17 protein-coding genes, 4 tRNA genes and 1 other RNA gene are annotated in these 22,241 nt (G+C 53.6%); 3 read left to right on the top strand and 19 right to left on the bottom strand.

Annotation, left to right across the window (positions count from 1 at the left end):
* Positions 1-419 precede the first annotated feature (419 nt).
* The gene (locus V8N38_RS01205) at positions 420-1,115 is read left to right on the top strand and encodes a response regulator (RefSeq protein WP_060441480.1); all 696 of its coding nucleotides are present in this window, start codon (positions 420-422) and stop codon (positions 1,113-1,115) included.
* On the opposite strand, the gene V8N38_RS01200 is transcribed toward V8N38_RS01205, so the two are convergent.
* From V8N38_RS01200 to V8N38_RS01120, 17 genes are all read right to left on the bottom strand, one after another.
* Positions 1,101-2,375, bottom strand: a complete 1,275-nt coding sequence (locus tag V8N38_RS01200; RefSeq protein ID WP_089186687.1) for a sensor histidine kinase — start codon at positions 2,373-2,375, stop codon at positions 1,101-1,103. The genes V8N38_RS01205 and V8N38_RS01200 overlap by 15 nt on opposite strands.
* Position 2,376: 1 nt before the next feature.
* A complete protein-coding gene (locus V8N38_RS01195) occupies positions 2,377-2,841 on the bottom strand; it encodes an oxidoreductase (protein WP_147840462.1) in 465 nt (154 codons plus the stop codon).
* Positions 2,841-3,287, bottom strand: a complete 447-nt coding sequence (locus V8N38_RS01190) for a GNAT family N-acetyltransferase (protein ID WP_049195592.1) — start codon at positions 3,285-3,287, stop codon at positions 2,841-2,843. The genes V8N38_RS01195 and V8N38_RS01190 overlap by 1 nt, the downstream gene beginning before the upstream one ends.
* Positions 3,288-3,454: 167 nt before the next feature.
* Positions 3,455-7,678 (bottom strand): DNA-directed RNA polymerase subunit beta', encoded by a 4,224-nt coding sequence (gene rpoC, locus V8N38_RS01185; RefSeq protein ID WP_047729347.1) that lies wholly within the window; start codon positions 7,676-7,678, stop codon positions 3,455-3,457.
* 118 nt (positions 7,679-7,796) lie between these two features.
* Positions 7,797-11,825 carry a DNA-directed RNA polymerase subunit beta gene (gene rpoB / locus V8N38_RS01180; RefSeq protein WP_004929900.1) on the bottom strand — a complete coding sequence of 1,343 codons (4,029 nt, stop codon included), beginning with the start codon at positions 11,823-11,825 and terminating at the stop codon, positions 7,797-7,799.
* Between the two features lie 332 nt (positions 11,826-12,157).
* Positions 12,158-12,523 (bottom strand): 50S ribosomal protein L7/L12, encoded by a 366-nt coding sequence (gene rplL, locus V8N38_RS01175; protein ID WP_004929903.1) that lies wholly within the window; start codon positions 12,521-12,523, stop codon positions 12,158-12,160.
* Positions 12,524-12,586: 63 nt separating this feature from the next.
* Positions 12,587-13,084, bottom strand: coding sequence for a 50S ribosomal protein L10 (gene rplJ / locus V8N38_RS01170; RefSeq protein WP_004929905.1), 498 nt, complete (start codon positions 13,082-13,084; stop codon positions 12,587-12,589).
* A 338-nt stretch (positions 13,085-13,422) separates the two neighbouring features.
* Positions 13,423-14,127: a 50S ribosomal protein L1 gene (rplA, locus tag V8N38_RS01165; protein WP_019456443.1), complete on the bottom strand. Its 705-nt coding sequence runs from the start codon at positions 14,125-14,127 to the stop codon at positions 13,423-13,425.
* Between the two features lie 3 nt (positions 14,128-14,130).
* Positions 14,131-14,559: a 50S ribosomal protein L11 gene (gene rplK, locus V8N38_RS01160; protein ID WP_015376316.1), complete on the bottom strand. Its 429-nt coding sequence runs from the start codon at positions 14,557-14,559 to the stop codon at positions 14,131-14,133.
* Positions 14,560-14,724: 165 nt separating this feature from the next.
* Positions 14,725-15,270 carry a transcription termination/antitermination protein NusG gene (gene nusG, locus V8N38_RS01155; protein ID WP_004929914.1) on the bottom strand — a complete coding sequence of 182 codons (546 nt, stop codon included), beginning with the start codon at positions 15,268-15,270 and terminating at the stop codon, positions 14,725-14,727.
* A gap of 1 nt (position 15,271) precedes the next feature.
* A complete protein-coding gene (gene secE, locus V8N38_RS01150; RefSeq protein WP_004929916.1) occupies positions 15,272-15,655 on the bottom strand; it encodes a preprotein translocase subunit SecE in 384 nt (127 codons plus the stop codon).
* A gap of 260 nt (positions 15,656-15,915) precedes the next feature.
* Positions 15,916-17,100 (bottom strand): elongation factor Tu, encoded by a 1,185-nt coding sequence (gene tuf, locus V8N38_RS01145; RefSeq protein ID WP_015376315.1) that lies wholly within the window; start codon positions 17,098-17,100, stop codon positions 15,916-15,918.
* Between the two features lie 109 nt (positions 17,101-17,209).
* A tRNA-Thr gene (locus V8N38_RS01140) sits at positions 17,210-17,285 on the bottom strand.
* 6 nt (positions 17,286-17,291) lie between these two features.
* A tRNA-Gly gene (locus V8N38_RS01135) sits at positions 17,292-17,366 on the bottom strand.
* 36 nt (positions 17,367-17,402) lie between these two features.
* Positions 17,403-17,518: non-coding RNA, RtT sRNA (locus V8N38_RS01130), on the bottom strand.
* A 46-nt stretch (positions 17,519-17,564) separates the two neighbouring features.
* A tRNA-Tyr gene (locus V8N38_RS01125) sits at positions 17,565-17,649 on the bottom strand.
* Between the two features lie 25 nt (positions 17,650-17,674).
* A tRNA-Thr gene (locus V8N38_RS01120) sits at positions 17,675-17,750 on the bottom strand.
* Positions 17,751-18,146: 396 nt separating this feature from the next.
* On the opposite strand from V8N38_RS01120, the gene V8N38_RS01115 reads away from it, so the two are divergent.
* Complete coding sequence (locus V8N38_RS01115) at positions 18,147-18,695, top strand: GNAT family N-acetyltransferase (protein WP_060441478.1); 549 nt, start codon at positions 18,147-18,149, stop codon at positions 18,693-18,695.
* Positions 18,696-18,914: 219 nt separating this feature from the next.
* Entirely contained in the window at positions 18,915-19,865 is a 951-nt protein-coding gene (gene coaA / locus V8N38_RS01110) for a type I pantothenate kinase (protein ID WP_033636718.1), read from the top strand.
* Between the two features lie 45 nt (positions 19,866-19,910).
* Here the strand turns inward: coaA and birA are convergent, their stop codons facing one another.
* Complete coding sequence (birA, locus tag V8N38_RS01105; RefSeq protein WP_033636716.1) at positions 19,911-20,873, bottom strand: bifunctional biotin--[acetyl-CoA-carboxylase] ligase/biotin operon repressor BirA; 963 nt, start codon at positions 20,871-20,873, stop codon at positions 19,911-19,913.
* Positions 20,870-21,907 carry a UDP-N-acetylmuramate dehydrogenase gene (gene murB, locus V8N38_RS01100; RefSeq protein ID WP_084826986.1) on the bottom strand — a complete coding sequence of 346 codons (1,038 nt, stop codon included), beginning with the start codon at positions 21,905-21,907 and terminating at the stop codon, positions 20,870-20,872. The genes birA and murB overlap by 4 nt, the downstream gene beginning before the upstream one ends.
* Between the last annotated feature and the right edge of the window lie 334 nt (positions 21,908-22,241).

The following is a 22,241-nucleotide window of genomic DNA, read 5'->3' as shown; positions in this document are numbered from 1 at the left end:
CGTCATCCCCGGTGCTGCCAATGGCCCTGGTGTTGGCCGCGGATCTTTTTGCCGCCTGCTCCCTGCTTACGGACAAGAGCAGGCGGTTTATTTTGTGAGACTGGCACCCCCCCAGGACGCGAATCACACAGTATGTGCGCTAATTAACCACATAAACGGTTAAATGTGAATGTCTTTTGAGTGTTTTTTTATTTAGTATCGAGTGTGTTCTGAGTTTGCCAAGGAAAATCAAACTGATATCGCCGCAAGCTCCGGGGCATCATCTATAATCCAGCACGGGTTCTTGCGCAGGTTTTTCAGCGCTTGCGGTCAACATCAAAAAAGCCAAGGTTGTCATGAAGAAAACGCCAAATTACATCGATGCAATCAGCGCGTTGCTCACTCTGAAAGGAGTTGGCGACAGAAAGCATGCCTCCACGATGGCCAACATACTGAACCTTCAGTACAACAGCGCCAAACAGAAACTGGATGGCAAAAGAGGTATCACCCTCGATGAAGTCAAAAAGGTTTTCCAGTACTTCAACGAGCCCTTTGCCGGCCAAAGGACGCATAACGGCGTCTTTATCATGAACAGCATTCACAAGCGCTGCAACATAGAGGTCGACGAGTGCCCGGTCACGCAAGCGGACAGCGACGAAACCTACGCCTACAAAAAAGACGATCTTTTCATCATCAGCACCAATCGGGAACATGCCGCCGATGCTCCGCTGTACAAAGTCAACAAGATAGACTTTCTGCCGGCCCCGCGTATCGCGATCCTGGATAATGACGGCGATATTCTCGAACTGTTGAAGAAGATCGCCAGCCGATACGGCATCGAGACTGAGACCTTTCAGACGGCGGACGCCATGCTGGCCGCGCTGGAACAGCAGTCCTTTGAGGCGTTTATTCTGGACTGGCTGTTGGACTTCGGCGAGACCTCCGAACGCGTCGTGAAAAAAATTAAAGACGTTCTCGATCCGCACGCCCGCATTATTATTCTGACCGGCCAGCTGAATCACTACGAGAAAAACATCGGCGATATGATCCTGCACTATGACGTACACCTGGTGGAAAAACCGACCAAGCCGCTGATTATCTCCTCGCTGCTGCTGTCCAACCTATTCTTTAATTAGTTTGACCGGGATGCGGATCAAAAACGATGAGCCCACTCCTTCGACGGATTTGGCTTTAATGGTGCCTTTCATCGTCGTGACGTAATTTTTGATAATGGTCAGCCCCAGCCCCAACCCCTGCCGCGTTTCCCTTTCCACCCCCTGATTGAATGCCTTATATAACCGATCCAGGTTATCGACGTTAAACCCGATGCCGGTATCTTTCACCCGCAAATACAGATTGCCGTGGCACAGCTTCACATTGAGGGTAACCACGCCCCGATGGGTAAATTTGTCCGCGTTGCTGAGCAGGTTGGCCAATATTCGGTAGAGCTTGTATTTATCAGAAGCAATCAGGCCGGCATAAGACGAACGGTGAATCACGAGGCGATTGCCGCGCCCGGCGCCGATGCCGGTTACGGCATCGTCCACCACCTCATTCAACCGGAAGGTGGAAATATTGATTTTAACTTCTCCCATCTCAAGCCGAGAATAATCCATTACCTCGCGCGTTTGTTCGGCGATCTTATTACCGTGATAGGAGATCAGGCGGGCTTCTTTTTTCAACTCTTCCTGCGCCAGCTCGTGTTCCATGATATCTGCGGCAATGACGATGGCCTGGGTCGAGCCGGCGATCTCGTGGTAGATGGAAGAAATGAAGATGTTCTTGTTCTTGATGATCTCTTTCAACGAGAAGGCATTCCTCAGCACCAGAAACATCATCAGGAACACCAAAATCAGCGAAAAGATGGCGAACATCTCGGCTTTACTCGAATTGTCCTGAATGATGCCTTTCACTTCGGTAAAGTTTTTAATCTGTATCCGATAAATAATCTCCTGGATATCGACCAGCGTACCCTCGATATCATCCATATAAGAGAGAATGTCCGCCTTGTTTTTCTGCCCCACCAGCAAGCCGGCGGAGAGATCGTCCAACGTGCGGTACTGCTGCTTCAGCAGCGCAACATTCTTGATGAACTCGTCGTCGTAATAAAAAGAGTCGCTGAAGGTCGAACGGCTCTCCAGGATCTGAATCTTCGAGTAGAAGATTTTCTTTTTGATCTGGAAGGCGTCGTAGTCGTTGTTTTCACTGAGCAGCAGCGCGGTTTTGGTCCTTTCAAACGCCAGAAAAAGGATCTCGGCCACCGAGTAGTTGTCCAGATTGGGCTCGATTTGCTTGTAGCGCTCTTTTACGCCGCCGAAGTTAATGGCAATCAACAAAATCAATAAGGAGAAGATGGCAACCAACGCGATAAGAGTACCGATCAGTTTTTTGCTCATCTTATTTCAGCTCCAGCCGTTTAACTTGCCAGACGGTTTTCGCATTCACATCCAGGTTATTCAGCTCGGCGTAGCCATCGCGTGGATAAATAATGGCGAACGGCCCCAGCTCCCCAACGTCGATCGGCTTGCCACCGCGCTGATAGGCGACGATCACGCGGTATTTAATCATCTCGTCAATCGGCATCGAGTAGGAGTAATCGTCCCAGGCGAAAGCGCGCACCGACTGACCTTTCAGGTGATAGGCTTTCACCAGCTCGGCAAACTCAACGCCGGTGAACGTATCTTCCGGGGTGAAATTGGTCGAGGTTTTAATCGTGTACGCCGGCATCGCCTCCAGCATCTGCCGGGTTATCTTGATCTTCTCGCCGTCGAGCGGTTTCAGGTAAAAATAGTCAACGGCCGCATACAGCGGTGCGCTGAACAGCGAAAGCAGCAGTAACGTCATCAATCCTTTGATTGTCATTATTCACCCTCTTTACGTTTCACCAGTTCGGCCTGGCCGAACTCATCCTGCCCGACCACGGCCCAGCCGTGATGTTGATAAAAGCCTTCGGCTTTGGAGCCAGGATCGGTGGTTAAGTGGATCGCTTCGGCGCCGTGCTCAAACATCCAGTGAGTGATCCGGGCCAGCAAGGCGGAGCCGATCCCCTTCGACTGGTATTCCGGCTTCACGAACAGACCGCCGATCAGCGGTTCAGGGATGAATAGCCCGAAGCCAACGCCGGCATAGTCGTCGCCATGCTTGCAGATCCAGCCGCCGCCCTGGTTGATGTCCTCCAGCGCCTGTTTGCGCTGCAGGTACTGGATCTGATGCGGGTGCAGCAGGTTTTCTTCAACGGAAAAGCGGATCTCATACAGGTAAGGCAGGTGTTGCGCCGTCAATTTTTCGAAGGTAATGAGGCTGTCCATGTTCGCACTGTCCTTGGTTGTCTGGTAAAAATCGCCGGTCAATTTCTGCTGTAACCATAGTAGCAAAGTTTGCTCGGCCCCGGCATGAGGCGAAAAAAAACCGCCCCCAAAGGAGCGGTTTATCTGGCGATGGGCCCGGCATACCGGGCCCGCGGCGCGGATGACGATTACTCGTCGTCGCTGCCGCCCAGGCCTGCGTTGAGCAGCTCGGCCAGGTTAGCCGTCGCTTCTTCCGCGCTGACTTGCGGAACAACCGGCGCTTCACCCTGAGCACGACGACGCATGCGATCCTGATGATAAGCGTAACCGGTACCGGCTGGAATCAGACGGCCCACGATGACGTTCTCTTTCAGGCCACGCAGTTCATCACGCTTGCCGGCTACGGCAGCTTCGGTCAGAACGCGCGTCGTTTCCTGGAACGATGCAGCGGAGATGAAGGACTCGGTCGCCAAGGAAGCCTTGGTGATACCCAGCAGATCGCGCGAGAAGGTTGCCGCGATTTTACCTTCAGCTTCCAGCTGACGGTTGGCAATCTTGACGCGAGACACTTCAGCCTGCTCGCCTTCCAGGAACTCGGAGCCACCAGCGCTAACGATGGTGCCTTTACGCAGCATCTGACGAACGATAACTTCGATGTGCTTATCGTTAATCTTAACGCCTTGCAGACGGTAAACTTCCTGCACTTCGTTGGTGATGTAGCGGGTAACCGCATGCACACCACGCAGACGCAGAATGTCGTGCGGAGACTCTGGGCCGTCGGAAACGACGTCACCACGTTCCACCACTTCGCCTTCGAACACGTTGAGCTGACGCCATTTCGGAATCATCTCTTCGTAAGCGTCGCTGCCGTCCAGCGGAGAGATCACCAGGCGACGTTTGCCTTTGGTCTCTTTACCGAACGAGATAATCCCGCTGATTTCAGCCAGGATTGCCGGCTCTTTCGGACGGCGTGCTTCGAACAGGTCGGCAACGCGCGGCAGACCACCGGTAATATCCTTGGTACCGCCGGATTCCTGAGGAATACGTGCCAGGGTATCACCCGCACCGATCTGAATGCCGTCTTCCAGCTGAACGATCGCTTTGCCCGGCAGGAAGTATTGAGCAGGCATATCGGTGCCTGGGATCAATACGTCTTCGCCCTGAGCGTCAACGATTTTCAGTGCCGGACGCAGGTCTTTACCGCTACCGGTACGCTCTGCGCTGTCCAGAACGACCAGAGAAGACAAACCGGTCAGTTCGTCGGTCTGGCGAGTAATGGTCTGGCCGTCAACCATGTCCGCGAAGCGAATGAAGCCGCTGACTTCACTGATGACCGGCATGGTGTGCGGATCCCAGTTAGCAACGGTTTCGCCGCCGTTAACTTCTTCACCGTCGCCTTTGCCCATCACGGCACCGTAAGGCACCTTGTAGCTTTCTTTGGTACGGCCGAATTCGTCGATCAGTTTCAGTTCGGTGTTACGCGAGGTGATCACCAGCTTGCCTGCGGCGTTCATAACGAACTTCGCGTTGCTCAGCTTGAGGCTACCCTTGTTTTTCACCTGGATGCTGGATTCAGCAGCCGCACGAGATGCCGCACCACCGATGTGGAACGTACGCATCGTCAGCTGTGTACCCGGCTCACCGATGGACTGTGCCGCGATAACGCCGATGGCTTCACCTTTGTTGATGATGTGGCCACGTGCCAGGTCGCGACCGTAGCAGTTTGCACACACACCAAAGTCGGTTTCACAGCTCACCACGGAACGGACTTTAACGCTGTCGACAGAGTTCTCTTCCAACAGGTCACACGCCTTCTCGTTCAGCAGGGTGTTGCGTGGCACCAGAATGTCCGCCGTACCCGGCTTGAGGACGTCTTCTGCCGTCACACGGCCCAGAACGCGTTCACGCAGCGGCTCTTTCACGTCGCCACCTTCGATAACCGGAGTCATCAGGATGCCGTCGTGGGTGCCACAGTCGTCTTCGGTCACAACCAGATCCTGCGCCACGTCAACCAGACGACGGGTCAGATAACCGGAGTTCGCGGTTTTCAGTGCGGTATCCGCCAGACCTTTACGAGCACCGTGGGTGGAGATGAAGTACTGGAGTACGTTCAGACCTTCACGGAAGTTCGCGGTGATTGGCGTTTCGATGATGGAGCCGTCCGGCTTCGCCATCAGACCACGCATACCGGCCAGCTGACGAATCTGAGCGGCGGAACCACGCGCACCGGAGTCGGCCATCATAAAGATGCTGTTGAAGGAAACTTGCTGTTCCACTTCGCCGTCACGGTTAACCACGTCTTCTACCGACAGGTTTTCCATCATCGCTTTCGCAACGCGTTCGTTCGCTGCAGCCCAGATATCGATCACTTTGTTGTAGCGTTCGCCGGCGGTAACCAGACCAGACTGGAACTGCTCCTGGATCTCGGCAACTTCGGTTTCCGCTTCTTCGATGATCTCCGCTTTCTTGGCCGGGATAACCATGTCGTCGATACCTACGGAAGCGCCGGAACGGGCTGCGTAAGCAAAACCGGTGTACATGATCTGGTCAGCAAAGATAACGGTCGGCTTCAGGCCCAGGATGCGGTAACAGGTGTTCAGCATCTTGGAGATCGCTTTCTTGCCCAAAGGCTGGTTAACGATCGAGTACGGCAGACCTTTCGGTACGATCATCCACAGGATGGCGCGGCCGATGGTGGTGTCGATGATGCTGGTCTGAGAAGTCCATTCGCCTTCGGCGTTTTTGACGTCTTCGGTGATACGCACTTTAACGCGCGCATGCAGAGACGCCAGGCCGGCGCGGTAAACACGCTCAGCTTCTTTGGAACCGTTCAGCACCATGCCTTCGCCCTTGGCGTTAACACAGTCGCGGGTCATGTAGTACAGACCCAGTACAACGTCCTGAGAAGGAACGATGATTGGCTCGCCGTTCGCTGGGGACAGGATGTTGTTGGTGGACATCATCAGCGCACGCGCTTCCAGCTGGGCTTCCAGCGTCAGCGGTACGTGAACAGCCATCTGGTCACCATCGAAGTCGGCGTTATAGGCCGCACAAACCAGCGGGTGCAGCTGGATCGCTTTACCTTCGATCAGAACCGGTTCAAACGCCTGGATACCCAAACGGTGCAGGGTTGGTGCACGGTTCAGCAGTACCGGGTGTTCGCGGATCACTTCGTCCAGGATATCCCAAACGACGGCTTCTTCACGCTCAACCATTTTCTTGGCGGCTTTGATGGTGGTGGCCAGGCCACGCAGCTCCAACTTGCCGTAGATGAACGGTTTGAACAGCTCCAGCGCCATCTTCTTAGGCAGACCGCACTGATGCAGACGCAGGTATGGACCTACGGTGATTACGGAACGGCCGGAGTAGTCAACGCGTTTACCGAGCAGGTTCTGACGGAAACGACCCTGCTTACCTTTGATCATGTCGGCCAAAGATTTCAGAGGACGTTTGTTGGAACCGGTGATGGCACGACCGCGACGGCCGTTATCCAGCAGGGCGTCTACCGCTTCTTGCAGCATACGCTTTTCGTTGCGCACGATGATGTCAGGCGCAGCCAGATCCAGCAGGCGTTTCAGACGGTTGTTACGGTTGATCACGCGGCGATACAGATCGTTCAGATCCGAGGTCGCGAAACGACCGCCATCCAGCGGAACCAGCGGGCGCAGATCCGGCGGCAGTACCGGCAGCACGGTCAGGATCATCCACTCCGGCTTGTTGCCAGACTGTACGAACGCTTCCAGCAGCTTGATACGCTTGGTCAGCTTCTTGCGCTTGGTTTCGGAGTTGGTTTCGTTCAGCTCTTCACGCAGCTGCTCGCACTCGGCTTCCAGATCCATGTTTTTCAACAGGGCCTGAATAGCTTCCGCACCCATCTTGGCGTCGAATTCGTCACCGAACTCTTCCAGCGCGTCCAGATACTGCTCTTCGGTCAGGATCTGACGGCGCTCGAGGTTGGTCATACCGCCTTCGACCACCACATAGGATTCGAAGTACAGTACGCGTTCGATGTCACGCAGCGGCATATCCAGCAGCAAACCGATGCGGGATGGCAGCGATTTCAGGAACCAGATGTGCGCGGTCGGCGAAGCCAGCTCGATGTGGCCCATGCGCTCACGACGCACTTTGGTCTGGGTCACTTCAACGCCGCACTTCTCACAGATCACGCCGCGGTGTTTCAAGCGCTTGTACTTACCGCACAGGCACTCGTAATCTTTTACCGGCCCGAAGATACGGGCGCAGAAAAGGCCGTCACGCTCTGGTTTGAACGTACGGTAGTTAATGGTTTCCGGCTTCTTAACTTCACCGAACGACCACGAACGGATCATGTCTGGCGAGGCCAGAGCAATCTTGATCGCATCAAACTCTTCGGTCTTAGTTTGCGCTTTCAGAAACTTCAATAAGTCTTTCACGGATTGGCTCCTGTCGGAGTTAAACCTGTTGGGTACCCACAACCGCAGTAGGTACCCGTGTGACCTGAACAACCACCCTCAGGCTCCCTTAGGCGGGGAGCCTGAGCCGGAGTGACGATTACTCGTCTTCCAGTTCGATGTTGATGCCGAGCGAGCGGATTTCTTTCAACAGTACGTTGAAGGATTCCGGCATGCCTGGCTCCATCCGGTGGTCGCCATCCACGATGTTTTTGTACATCTTGGTACGGCCGTTAACGTCATCCGACTTAACGGTGAGCATTTCCTGCAGGGTATAAGCCGCGCCGTATGCTTCCAGTGCCCACACTTCCATCTCACCGAAGCGTTGACCACCGAACTGCGCTTTACCACCCAGAGGTTGCTGAGTAACCAAGCTGTAAGAACCGGTTGAACGGGCGTGCATTTTATCGTCAACCAAGTGGTTCAGTTTCAGCATGTACATATAGCCGACAGTAACCTGGCGCTCGAATTGCTCACCGGTACGGCCATCGAACAGCGTGATCTGACCGGAGGTCGGGATACCGCCCATTTCCAGCAGCTTCTTGATTTCAGTCTCTTTCGCACCGTCAAACACCGGCGTTGCGATCGGCATACCTTTTTTCAGGTTCTCTGCCAGACGCAGCACTTCGTCGTCGCTGAAGGTGTTCAGGTCAACTTTCTGGCAAACGTCGTCGCCCAGATCGTAGGCCTTCTGGATGAACTCACGCAGCTTGGCCACTTCCTGCTGCTGCTTCAGCATCTGGTTGATTTTCTCACCGATGCCTTTCGCAGCCATACCCAGGTGGGTTTCCAGGATCTGACCGATGTTCATACGTGATGGTACGCCCAGCGGGTTCAGTACGATGTCTACCGGCGTGCCGTTTTCATCGTAAGGCATATCTTCGATCGGGTTGATCTTGGAGATAACACCCTTGTTACCGTGGCGGCCCGCCATCTTGTCACCCGGTTGGATCTGACGCTTAACGGCCAGATAAACCTTGACGATTTTCAGCACGCCCGGCGCCAGATCGTCGCCCTGAGTGATCTTACGACGCTTGGCTTCCAGCTTCTTCTCGAAGTCAGATTTCAGTTCGTCGTACTGCTCAGCCAGCTGCTCCAGCTGGTTTTGCTTCTCTTCGTCGGTCAGGCCCAGTTCCAGCCAGCGATCGCGCGGCAGCTTGCTCAGCTTGTCGGCTTCGATGCCACCGGCAACCAGCACCGCGTGGATACGTGCAAACAGGCCGGCTTCCAGGATCTGCAGTTCTTCCGTCAGGTCTTTCTTCGCCTGCTTCAGCTGCATCTCTTCGATTTCCAACGCACGCTTGTCTTTTTCCACGCCATCGCGGGTGAAGACCTGCACGTCGATAACCGTACCGGAAACGCCGTTCGGTACACGCAGAGAAGAGTCTTTAACGTCAGACGCTTTCTCACCGAAGATCGCACGCAGCAGCTTCTCTTCCGGCGTCAGTTGGGTTTCGCCTTTAGGCGTTACCTTACCGACCAGAATGTCACCGCCGGTCACTTCAGCACCGATATACACGATACCGGATTCATCCAGCTTGGAGAGCGCAGCTTCACCCACGTTAGGGATGTCGGCGGTGATCTCTTCAGGCCCCAGCTTGGTGTCGCGAGACACGCACGCCAGTTCCTGAATGTGGATGGTGGTGAAGCGATCTTCCTGCACCACGCGCTCGGAGACCAAGATGGAGTCTTCGAAGTTGTAGCCGTTCCAAGGCATGAACGCTACGCGCATGTTCTGGCCCAGTGCCAGTTCGCCCAGGTCTGTCGATGGGCCATCCGCCAGCACGTCGCCGCGCTCGATTGGCTCACCCAGATTCACACACGGCATCTGGTTGATGCAGGTGTTCTGGTTAGAACGGGTGTACTTGGTCAGGTTGTAAATATCGATACCTGCTTCGCCCGGGTACATCTCGTCTTCGTTAACTTTGATAACGATACGGGAAGCATCCACGTACTGGATCACACCGCCGCGTTTGGCAACGGCGGTTACGCCGGAGTCAACCGCTACAGCGCGTTCCATACCGGTACCGACCAGCGGCTTGTCAGCGCGCAGGGTTGGTACGGCCTGACGTTGCATGTTCGCACCCATCAATGCACGGTTGGCGTCATCGTGTTCCAGGAATGGAATCAGTGAAGCACCAACGGAAACAACCTGTTGGGTGGATACGTCCATGTAGTCAACCTGGTCGCGGCTGAACAGGCTTGATTCGCCTTTGCTACGACAGGTGACCAGGTCTTCTACGAAGCGGCCTTCTTCATCCAGGTTGGAGTTCGCCTGGGCGATAACGAAGTTGCCTTCTTCAATAGCAGACAGGTAGTTGATTTCATCGGTCACCACGCCGTCACGCACGCGGCGGTACGGGGTTTCCAGGAAGCCATACTCGTTAGTCTGTGCGTACACGGACAGGGAGTTGATCAGACCGATGTTTGGACCTTCCGGCGTTTCGATTGGGCACACGCGACCGTAGTGGGTCGGGTGTACGTCTCGAACTTCAAAGCCGGCGCGCTCACGGGTCAGACCACCCGGGCCCAGTGCGGAGATACGACGCTTGTGCGTGATCTCGGACAGCGGGTTGTTCTGGTCCATGAACTGGGACAGCTGGCTGGAACCGAAGAACTCTTTCACCGCCGCCGAAATCGGCTTGGCGTTGATCATGTCTTGAGGCATCAGGGTATCCAGATCGCCCAGAGACAGACGCTCTTTCACCGCACGCTCAACACGCACCAGACCTACGCGGAACTGGTTCTCGGCCATTTCGCCGACGGAGCGGATACGACGGTTGCCCAAGTGGTCGATATCGTCCACTTCGCCCTTGCCGTTACGGATATCGATGAGCTTCTTCATCACTTCGATGATGTCGTCTTTGCTCAAGATGCCCGAACCTTCGATCTCGTCGCGCAGCAGAGAACGGTTGAACTTCATGCGACCCACCGCGGACAGATCGTAGCGGTCTTCGGAGAAGAACAGGTTCTCGAACAGGCTTTCGGCAGCTTCGCGCGTTGGCGGCTCACCAGGGCGCATCATGCGGTAGATTTCTACCAGCGAGCTCAGACGATCGTTGGTCGGATCGACACGCAGCGTTTCAGAGATGTACGCGCCGTGATCCAGATCGTTGGTGAACAGCGTTTCGATGCGCTTGTGGCCGGACTGGCTCAGCTTGGCCAGCAGATCCAGCGACAGCTCCATGTTGGCTGCGCAGATCAGTTCGCCGGTATTGGTATCGATATAGTCTTTCGCGACCACTTTGCCCGCGATGTACTCTACCGGTACTTCAATGCTCTGAATGTCGTCTTTTTCCAGCTGACGGATATGACGAGCGGTGATGCGACGGCCTTTCTCTACGTAGATCTTGCCGTTGGCTTCGATGTCGAACGAAGCGGTCTCACCACGCAGGCGCTCTGGCACCAGCTCCATCTGCAGCTTGTTGTCGCGGATTTCGAAGACGATCTTGTCAAAGAACAGGTCGAGGATCTGTTCAGTGGTGTAGTTCAGCGCGCGCAGAATGATGGTCGCAGGCAGTTTGCGGCGACGGTCGATACGCACGAACAGGTTGTCTTTCGGATCGAACTCGAAGTCCAACCATGAACCGCGGTAAGGGATGATGCGTGCGTTGTACAGCACTTTACCCGAGGAGTGGGTTTTACCCTTATCGCTGTCGAAGAATACGCCAGGACTACGGTGCAACTGAGATACGATAACCCTCTCAGTACCGTTGATCACAAAGGTGCCGTTTTCGGTCATGAGCGGAATTTCGCCCATGTAGACTTCTTGTTCCTTGATGTCTTTGACCGTACCTTCAGGCGCTTCGCGCTCATAGATAACCAGGCGCAGTTTTACGCGCAGCGGTGCAGAGAACGTCACACCACGGATCTGGCACTCTTTGACGTCGAAGACCGGCTCACCAAGACGGTAGCTAACGTATTGCAGCTCCGAATTGCCACTGTAGCTCTGGATAGGGAAAACAGAACGGAATGCGGCTTCAAGGCCGTACTGCCCTTCTGGATCTTGCTCGATAAACTTCTGGAACGAGTCAAGCTGGATAGAAAGGAGATATGGTATGTCCAGCACTTGTGGACGTTTACCAAAATCCTTACGAATACGTTTTTTCTCGGTATAGGAGTAAACCATAGGGTTCCTCAGCTCGCTGATCAGTGACCCAATCTGTCCGTCCGATTAGGGACAGTTCATGCAACACCGTTTTGTCGACCGGAAAGCGGGAACACTTTCCGCAATGTCTCTTGCTATCACGCTTAAACCATTTCATCGCGTCTTCCCCCAGAACTCCTGGTAGTGCAAAGACCGCGGTATATTAAGTCGTCAATAGAAACAAACATTGGGAGGCGAAACCAGCAGCCAAACAGTGTGAAACGCTACTGGCGCCCTACAGCGCAAAAAGGCTGGTGACTAAAAAGTCACCAGCCATCAGCCTAAAAGACTAGGCTGCAACCGGAAAGGTTGGCTTATTTAACTTCAACTTCTGCGCCAGCTTCTTCCAGAGATTTTTTCAGAGCTTCTGCGTCATCTTTGCTCACGCCTTCTTTCAGAGCGGCTGGAGCAGATTCAACCAGGTCTTTAGCTTCTTTCAGACCCAGGCCGGTAGCGCCACGTACTGCTTTGATAACAGCAACTTTGTTAGCGCCTGCAGCTTTCAGGATAACGTCGAATTCAGTTTTCTCTTCAGCAGCTTCAGCTGGGCCAGCAGCAACAGCTACAGCAGCAGCAGCAGAAACGCCGAATTTTTCTTCCATAGCGGAAACCAGTTCAACAACGTCCATTACGGACATAGCGGCAACTGCTTCCAGGATTTGGTCTTTAGTGATAGACATAACAATTGTTCCTAAAATTCAGAAATAGTTTAAATACGTTAGCAAAGGCTAAGAAAGAGTGGCTTACGCCGCTTCTTTCTGATCGCGTACTGCAGCCAGAGTGCGAACCAGTTTGCCGGCAGCGGCTTCTTTCATGGTTGCCATCAGGCGTGCGATCGCTTCTTCGTAAGTTGGCAGCGTCGCCAGGCGGTCGATTTGCGCCGCTGGGATCAGCTCACCTTCAAAGGCCGCAGCTTTAACCTCGAATTTTGCATTCGCTTTCGCGAACTCTTTGAACAGACGAGCAGCAGCGCCCGGGTGTTCGTGAGAGAATGCAATCAAGGTTGGACCGACAAACGTGTCTTTCAGGCATTCGAATGGAGTGCCTTCAACTACGCGACGCATCAGGGTGTTGCGAACAACACGCATGTAAACGCCAGCTTCACGACCTGCTTTACGCAGTTCAGTCATTTTATCTACGGTAACGCCGCGGGAATCCGCAACAACCGCAGACAGCGCGCCTTTGGCTACTTCGCTGACTTCAGCAACAATCGCTTGTTTGTCTTGAAGATTTAATGCCATTAGCTTTTTGCTCCTGGATTAGCCGGGGAAAATCCCCCGGAACTCACTTCACTCGGCGCTTTGTAAAACGCCACGCCGAGCGGCTTAACACGGTGAGCAGAATCCAGCAAAGACATTCTTTTATAAAAAAGAAAAATTTTCTTAGGCTCTGTCACCGTCTACGCAGGAAGGATTAAGTATCTTGCGATACACCTGCGGTCTTGGACGGAGGCCTGGATAGGCCAGGCTCCAACCGAAAAATCTTTGTTTTGCCTACGGCATAGCCAATAGCAAAACCTTGGGGCATAAGATTCTAGACAAATCTTGGCCCCAAGTCAAAGCGATAATCGCAAATGCGATTAGTTCGCTGCAGCAGACAGACCGCTCTGATCGATAGCAACGCCAGCACCCATGGTGGTGGAGAGGCTAACTTTCTTGATGTACATGCCTTTCGCCTGAGAAGGTTTTGCTTTTTTCAGCGCAACCAGCAGGGCTTCCAGGTTTTCTTTCAGTTTGTCTGCGTCGAAATCAACCTTACCGATAGTGGTATGGATGATGCCGTTTTTGTCGTTACGGTAGCGAACCTGACCTGCTTTAGCGTTTTTCACTGCTTCAGCAACGTTCGGAGTAACGGTACCCACTTTCGGGTTTGGCATCAGGCCGCGTGGACCCAGGATCTGGCCCAGTTGACCAACAACGCGCATTGCATCCGGGGAAGCAATAACAACGTCGAAGTTCATTTCGCCTTTCTTGATCTGGTCAGCCAGATCGTCCATACCTACCAGCTCTGCGCCGGCAGCTTTCGCTGCTTCAGCGTTAGCGCCTTGGGCAAATACGGCAACGCGAACGGAACGACCGGTGCCGTGTGGCAGAACGGTAGCGCCACGAACGTTTTGGTCAGATTTACGAGCGTCGATGCCGAGGTTAACGGCAACGTCAACGCTTTCTACGAATTTAGCGGTGGCCAGCTCTTTCAGCAGAGCAACAGCTTCAGTGATGTCATACTGTTTAGTAGCATCAACTTTGTCACGGATCACGCGCATGCGCTTGGTCAGCTTAGCCATCTCTTAATCCTCCACTACCAGGCCCATGGAACGAGCGGTACCTTCGATGGAGCGAGTCATCGCTTCAACGTCAGAACCAGTCATGTCCGCAGCTTTGGTTTCTGCGATTTCACGTACCTGAGCACGGGTCACTTTACCTACTTTGTCTTTGTTCGGCTTACCGGAACCAGACTTGATACCAGCCGCTTTTTTCAGCAGAACTGCTGCTGGCGGGGTTTTGGTAACGAAAGTGAAGGAGCGATCAGAATAAACGGTGATAACAACCGGAATCGGCAGACCTTTTTCAACGCTGTCAGTCTTAGCGTTGAATGCCTTACAGAATTCCATGATGTTAACGCCCTGCTGACCCAGAGCTGGACCCACTGGTGGGCTCGGGTTCGCCATACCAGCTGCAACTTGCAGCTTGACGTAGGCTTGTACTTTCTTAGCCATTTAAATTTCCTCGGTTTGGGTAGTATCGCCTCGTAAGAGGCTCCCCGTGTTTCACCCCGCCCAACATGCATCAGGCAAGGCATCTAAAAACAAAAGGCGCGAAATTGTAGTTCAATTTCGCGCCTTTGACAAGCGGCAACGCGCCACTCATTGCTGATTATTCGATCAGCCTTTCTCAACCTGGCTGAAGTCCAGTTCCACCGGCGTTGCACGGCCAAAGATGGAAACGGAAACTTTCAGGCGGCTCTTCTCGTAATCGACTTCTTCGACCACACCGTTGAAATCGGCAAACGGGCCGTCGTTGACGCGCACCAGCTCGCCCGGTTCGAACAGCGTTTTCGGACGCGGCTTGTCACCAACCTGCTGCAGGCGGTTCATGATCGCATCAACTTCTTTATCGCTGATTGGCGCAGGACGGTCAGACGTCCCGCCGATGAACCCCATGACGCGCGGTACGCTGCGCACCAGGTGCCAGCTGGCGTCATTCATCACCATCTGCACCAGCACGTAGCCAGGGAAGAACTTACGCTCGCTCTTGCGACGCTGGCCGCCACGGATTTCAACCACTTCCTCCGTAGGCACCATCACTTCGCCGAACAGCTCTTCCATATCGTGCAGTTTGATGTGTTCACGCAGCGATTGTGCTACGCGACCTTCAAAACCGGAAAACGCCTGAACGACGTACCAACGTTTTTTTGGAGCTTCAGACATTTTAGAACCTCAGGCCAGTAATAAACGACACCAGACGGACCAGAATACCATCCAGCCCCCACAGAATCAGTGACATCACGGCGGTTACCGCGGCAACGATCAACGTGGTGTGTAGCGTTTCCTGACGAGTTGGCCAAATCACTTTACGTACTTCGGTACGCGCTTCGCGGGCAAACGCAACGGTGGCTTTGCCTTTGGTGGTCATCAGAGCCACTGCACCTGCAACGGCGATGATCAGCACAACTGCCAGCGCGCGCAATGGCAGGCTTAAATCACGGTAGTAATAGTTACCGACAATAGCCACAACCAACAGAACGGCGACGATCAGCCACTTTGCCGCTTCCAGGCCGCGTCCGCTCCCTTGAGCCTCGGTATTCGCACTCATAAACCAACCTGTCACAATGATGATTCAGAACAAACAACTTTGCCTCGCATTGCGAGGCAAACCAAACCGATCGGATACCGCTTCAGCGCTATCCCGGTGTTTTACGCTATGACGTATTTCAGTCAATACGGTTTAAGAGCCCATCTCACCAATGATTATGACTGCAAAATCGCTGATGAGATAGGTTCTAGTTCACAGCGTAGAAAAAGGGCATCAAATGATGCCCTTTTACCGCGTGTCGCGTCAAACTTTATCAGCGATTAAGCGATAACTTTAGCAACAACACCTGCGCCAACGGTACGGCCGCCTTCACGGATTGCGAAACGCAGACCGTCGTCCATCGCGATTGGGTGAATCAGGGTGACAACCATGTTCACGTTGTCGCCAGGCATTACCATCTCTACGCCTTCTGGCAGTTCGATGGTACCGGTCACGTCAGTGGTACGGAAGTAGAACTGTGGACGGTAGCCTTTGAAGAATGGCGTGTGACGACCACCTTCATCTTTGCTCAGGATGTACACTTCAGATTCGAACTGGGTGTGCGGCTTGATAGAGCCTGGCTTCGCCAGTACCTGACCACGTTCGATTTCTTCACGTTTGATACCACGCAGCAGAACACCTACGTTCTCACCAGCACGGCCTTCGTCCAGCAGTTTGCGGAACATTTCAACGCCAGTACAGGTAGACTTAACGGTGTCTTTGATACCAACGATTTCAACTTCTTCGCCAACTTTGATGATACCGCGCTCAACACGACCGGTAACAACGGTACCACGACCGGAGATGGAGAATACGTCTTCGATTGGCAGCAGGAACGGCTTGTCGATAGCACGCTCTGGCTCTGGGATGTAGCTGTCCAGGGCTTCAGCCAGTTCGATGATTTTCGCTTCCCACTCAGCTTCGCCTTCCAGCGCTTTCAGCGCGGAACCGCGGATTACTGGCAGGTCGTCGCCTGGGAAGTCGTACGCGGACAGCAGTTCGCGAACTTCCATTTCTACCAGTTCCAGCAGCTCTTCATCATCAACCATGTCGCATTTGTTCATGAATACGATGATGAAAGGAACGCCAACCTGACGACCCAGCAGGATGTGCTCACGGGTCTGAGGCATTGGGCCGTCAGTCGCAGCTACTACCAAGATCGCGCCGTCCATCTGAGCAGCACCGGTGATCATGTTTTTCACGTAGTCGGCGTGCCCTGGGCAGTCAACGTGCGCGTAGTGACGAGTCGGGGTGTCATACTCAACGTGAGAGGTGTTGATGGTGATACCACGAGCTTTTTCTTCTGGCGCGTTATCGATCTGGTCGAAAGCACGTGCAGAACCGCCGTAGGTTTTAGCCAGTACGGTAGTGATCGCTGCAGTCAGGGTAGTTTTACCGTGGTCAACGTGGCCGATAGTACCGACGTTAACGTGCGGTTTTGTACGTTCAAACTTTTCTTTAGACATCGATTGTCCCTCTAAGACACGGATAAATCGGTGGTATCACCACATCAACCAAGCATTTGCTCGTTGAATCCAGAACAGAAAGAAAATCAGGGGGCGAGAAATTAAGAAGTGGTGCTGATAGGCAGATTCGAACTGCCGACCTCACCCTTACCAAGGGTGCGCTCTACCAACTGAGCTATATCAGCACATCTTGGAGCGGGCAGTGGGAATCGAACCCACATCATCAGCTTGGAAGGCTGAGGTAATAGCCATTATACGATGCCCGCATCCTGGAACTCGGCTACCTGATTTTTCTGTAGAATTTTGGGATGGAGCAGGATTGTTCATCACTCGGCTCGCATCCTTCGGGCCGGCTGCGCCTTGCGCTGCACAGCTCGAACCTTGCCGAAGGCTTTCGCCCTCTCCTCCCGCCATCAACCGTTGCGGTATCTATCGCATCTCAGTTAATCGCCGAAGGCAAGATTTGGTGGTGGGGGAAGGATTCGAACCTTCGAAGTCTGTGACGGCAGATTTACAGTCTGCTCCCTTTGGCCGCTCGGGAACCCCACCAGATTTTAACTACTTGTGACTTGAATGGTGCCGGCTACCGGAATCGAACTGGTGACCTACTGATTACAAGTCAGTTGCTCTACCTACTGAGCTAAGCCGGCATCAAGTGCAGCGCATTCTAGGTAGAGCGGGCGACCTATGCAACAAAAAAATTGCTTTACGCGCACTTTCGCTCATAAATCAGTCAATTTTGCATGCTGTCATGCAATTCGCAGCCTGCGGCGTGCAAACATTCATCACTCGCGGCAATCATTCTCTACAATTTTATCCACTTTTTGCAAGCCTTGAGCGCCGCTTTCTCCGTGTCGGGCTTCTCAAAACACTTAACCCGCGCAGGTAAACTGTGAGCGGGATCGATGCACCAAAAAGGGGATACCTGCCCCGAACTGCGGCGTGGGCTACACTGATCCCTCGCCCTTTTGCCGTCGCCATGCCTTTCGCCGCTGTGGCTCATTTATTGCTTCTCTTCATTACCCCCATCCCAGGAGGAATGACCGATGAAAATAGTGCCTATCAACGCCGCTACGCTGCCGATTTACCGCGATGAATTGGCCCGCCTGTTGACCGATGCCGTCACGCACGGCGCTTCTGTCGGTTACGACACCTTAATCCCTCACGAAGACGCCGAAAGCTACTTCCACAGTCTGCGGCCGGCCTTGGCCAAAGGTGAACTGCTGCTGTGGATTGCCCGTGACGAGCGCGGCGTCGTTGGCACCGTGCAACTCGAGCTCTGCCAGAAGCCGAACGGCCGTAATCGTGCGGAGGTAGTGAAGCTGTTGGTGCATAGCCGCGCTCGCCGAAACGGCGTAGGTCAGGCGCTGATGAAGTCACTGGAGCACGCGGCACTGCAACAGCAGCGCGGGCTATTGTACCTGGATACGCAGGCCGGTTCGGCAGCAGAAGCGCTTTATCGCAGCCTGGGTTATCGCTGTTTGGGCGAGCTACCGGATTATGCGGCAGGGCCCGATGGGCATTACCATCCAACCGTTATTTATTACAAACGCCTGTTCGCCGTGAACCAACCTTCGCGCGCCATCGCCAGCTAGCCTTCAGGCGGTATCCGGCCCCGATGATACCGCCTTGCAACCCCGCTTTATCAACTGCGCGCCGCTTCGCACAATTGACATAAACTGCTGCCTATCGACAACTTTTGCGAAAAAAGTCTACGCCAAAAACGAAGCTGTCTATAATATGCAGCTTGTTTATTCTCTGGAGCTGGCGTCCGGCGCCTTTCCCAACCTGCGTTAACAGGCAGAATTTGGCTTATGATAAAAAGAGATCAATCTTTAGCAACGCCCTACCTACAGTTCGATCGTACCCAATGGGCTGCGTTGAGAGATTCGGTGCCGCTGACGTTGTCGGAAGAAGAGATCGTTAAACTGAAAGGGATTAACGAAGATCTCTCGTTGGAAGAAGTTGCGCAGATTTATCTGCCGCTGTCACGACTGTTGAACTTCTATATCAGCTCCAACCTGCGGCGGCAGGCGGTACTGGAGCAATTCCTCGGCACCGACGGGCAAAAAATTCCCTATGTCATCGGCATCGCCGGCAGCGTAGCCGTCGGTAAGAGCACAACAGCGCGCTTGTTGCAGGCACTGCTGAGCCGCTGGCCGGAACACCGCAGCGTTGAGCTGATCACGACCGACGGTTTCTTGCATCCAAATAAGGTGCTGAACGAACGCGGCCTGATGAAGAAAAAAGGCTTCCCGCAGTCTTACGATATGCATAGCCTGGTGAAATTCGTGTCGGAAGTGAAATCCGGCGCCAAACGCGTCACCGCCCCGGTTTATTCCCATTTGATCTATGACGTTGTGCCCGAGGGCAATAAAGTCATCGAGCAGCCGGATATTCTGATCCTGGAAGGGCTTAACGTATTGCAAAGCGGTATGGATTACCCCCACGATCCGCATCGCGTATTCGTTTCCGATTTTGTCGACTTCTCTATATATGTTGATGCCCCGGAGACGCTATTGCAAAGCTGGTATATCAATCGCTTCCTGAAATTCCGTCAGGGCGCATTTTCCAATCCCGATTCTTATTTCCATCACTATTCAAAATTGCCGGAACCGGAAGCGATTAATATCGCCACGCAATTGTGGAATGAAATTAACGGATTGAATTTGCAGCAGAATATACTGCCTACGCGCGAGAGAGCCAGCCTGATCATGACCAAAAGCGCTAACCACGCCGTTGAAAGCGTGCGTTTAAGAAAGTAAGCCTACCGATCGATTCAGGGGACGTTGCCGTCCCCCTTTCTCTAACTATTCCGCACTGCGCAGTGATATCTCCCCGCCGATGAAGGGTTTTATCTCTCCGTCTTGTTCCAGTAGTAGCGCCCCCTGCGAATCGATACCTCGGGCGATGCCCACAATCTGCCGCTCGCCAATCAGGAGCTTGACCGGTCTGTCGATAAAGTTATCCAGGGTACGCCAGCGACCGATAAATGGCGCCAGTCCGTCTATCTCAAACTGTTTCAACGACTGACGCAGCTCATTGAGCAGGGTTGCAGCCAGCTCATTGCGATCGATCTGAATTCCCGCTTCCTGCAGGTTAATCCAGCCCTGGGTAATGGCGCTGGCGTTGGTATCCCGCATCGCCAGGTTAATGCCGGCACCGATGACCAGTTGAGCCGCATCGCCGGTTTTTCCCGTCAGTTCGACCAGGATCCCCGCCAGTTTACGATCGTTCAGATAAAGATCGTTAGGCCACTTAACGCGCACGTCTGCCGCACCGAGACGCTGCAGAACTTCCGCCATCACCATCCCGATCACCAGGCTAAGCCCCATTGCCGCCGCCGGGCCTTGCTCCAAGCGCCAGAACATCGACAGGTATAAATTAGCGCCGAATGGCGAGATCCACTGCCGCCCGCGGCGCCCACGCCCCGCCTGTTGGTATTCAGCGACGCAGGCGTCACCGGAGTGCAATTCGGCGATGCGGTCCAGCAAGTATTGGTTGGTGGAATCGACCACCGGCAACACGCTTACACGCTTGTCTTCCAGCAGGCTGAGGATACGCTCAGCTTCCAACAGCTGGATGGCACCAGGCAGGCTGTAACCTTTGCCAGGCACGGTAAAAACATCCAGCCCCCACTCGCGAATGGTTTGAATATGCTTATTGATCGCAGCACGGCTCATGCCGAGTGACTCACCGAGGTGTTCCCCGGAATGGAATTCGCCGTCGGCCAGCAGCGCGATCAGTTTTAACGGAACCTTGGTATCTTTCATGACAGCACCGCCACGGCATTCAGCTCACCGGTCGCGCCAATAAAACGCACCTCAGGCTCCAGCCAGACGCCAAATTTATCGGCCACCGTCTTGCGTACATGGCGCGCCAGCGCCACCACATCCTGGCTGTGGGCGTTGTCGATGTTCACCAGCACCAGCGCCTGCTGGCGGTGTACCGCAGCACCACCGAGACGATATCCTTTCAGCTCGCATTGGTCGATAAGCCAGCCGGCGGCCAGCTTCACCTGGCCATCCTGCTGCGGATAATGCGGTATGCCAGGATATTTGGCGATGAGTTCTGCGGCTTTCTCTGCGTTCACCAGCGGATTCTTGAAGAAGCTGCCGGCATTGCCGGTTTCACGCGGATCGGGCAGCTTGCTGCGGCGCATGGCGCATACGGATTCAAATACCTGAAGCGGCGTCACCGTAGCGGGATCCAGCTTAGCAAGATCGCCGTAGCTCAATTTGGGTTGCCACTGTTTGTTGAGGCGTAAACCCAGCCCGACAATGACATGTCCGGTTTGGAAACGGTGTTTGAAAATACTTTCCCGGTAGCCGAAACCACATTCGGCAGCCGGAATGCGATCGATAGCGCCGGTAGAGAAATCCAGCAGGTCGACATACTCGCAAACGTCTTTCAATTCGACGCCGTAGGCGCCGATGTTCTGAATAGGCGCGGAGCCAGCCAATCCAGGAATCAACGCCAGGTTCTCCAGACCGCAGATCCCGGCCTGCAGCGTATATTGCACCAGATCATGCCAATTCTCACCGGAGCTGACGTGGAGATGCCAGGCATCGTTATCTTCCCGGACGTCGATACCCTTTAGCTGATTGACCATGACCGTGCCCGAAAAATCCTCCAGGAACAGCACGTTGCTACCTTCACCGAGAATCAGCAGCGGCTCCTGACGCTTGCGCGTTTGTTGCCAAACCTTGAGCATCTGCTCAATTCTATCGGCTATGATCAGGTGCGCTGCGTTGACCGGGAGCGCAAACGTATTGTGGTTTTTTAAAGACGCGCTTTCAGTAGACATAACGTTCAGTACCTATACGGAAATAATCTTTCGCCTAGTCTACTCGATTCGAGGCGTCTGGCTAATATTTGTTTTAATTAACGTGAAATTTATCGAATAATACACTGGAGAATTAAGATTTATCTTTGATATAACCGGATAATTCTCATCAACATCTTAATAAATAGGCATTTTTATTATTTAAATAATAATCTAAAGCTATCAATTATATATTGATCTGGCTATTTCCCCGACAAAAAACATTATGCTTCCTTATAAGACTAAGCTACATATGCCAAAAAGGTATTTTTCAAAGTAATAGATACAGTCAGGATATTTATTTCACGCATAGCAA

The organism is Serratia nevei, assembly GCF_037948395.1.
Lineage (GTDB): Bacteria > Pseudomonadota > Gammaproteobacteria > Enterobacterales > Enterobacteriaceae > Serratia > Serratia nevei.
The sequence above is the reverse complement of the archived record's forward strand: the minus strand, read 5'-3'. Positions and strand labels throughout refer to the sequence as shown.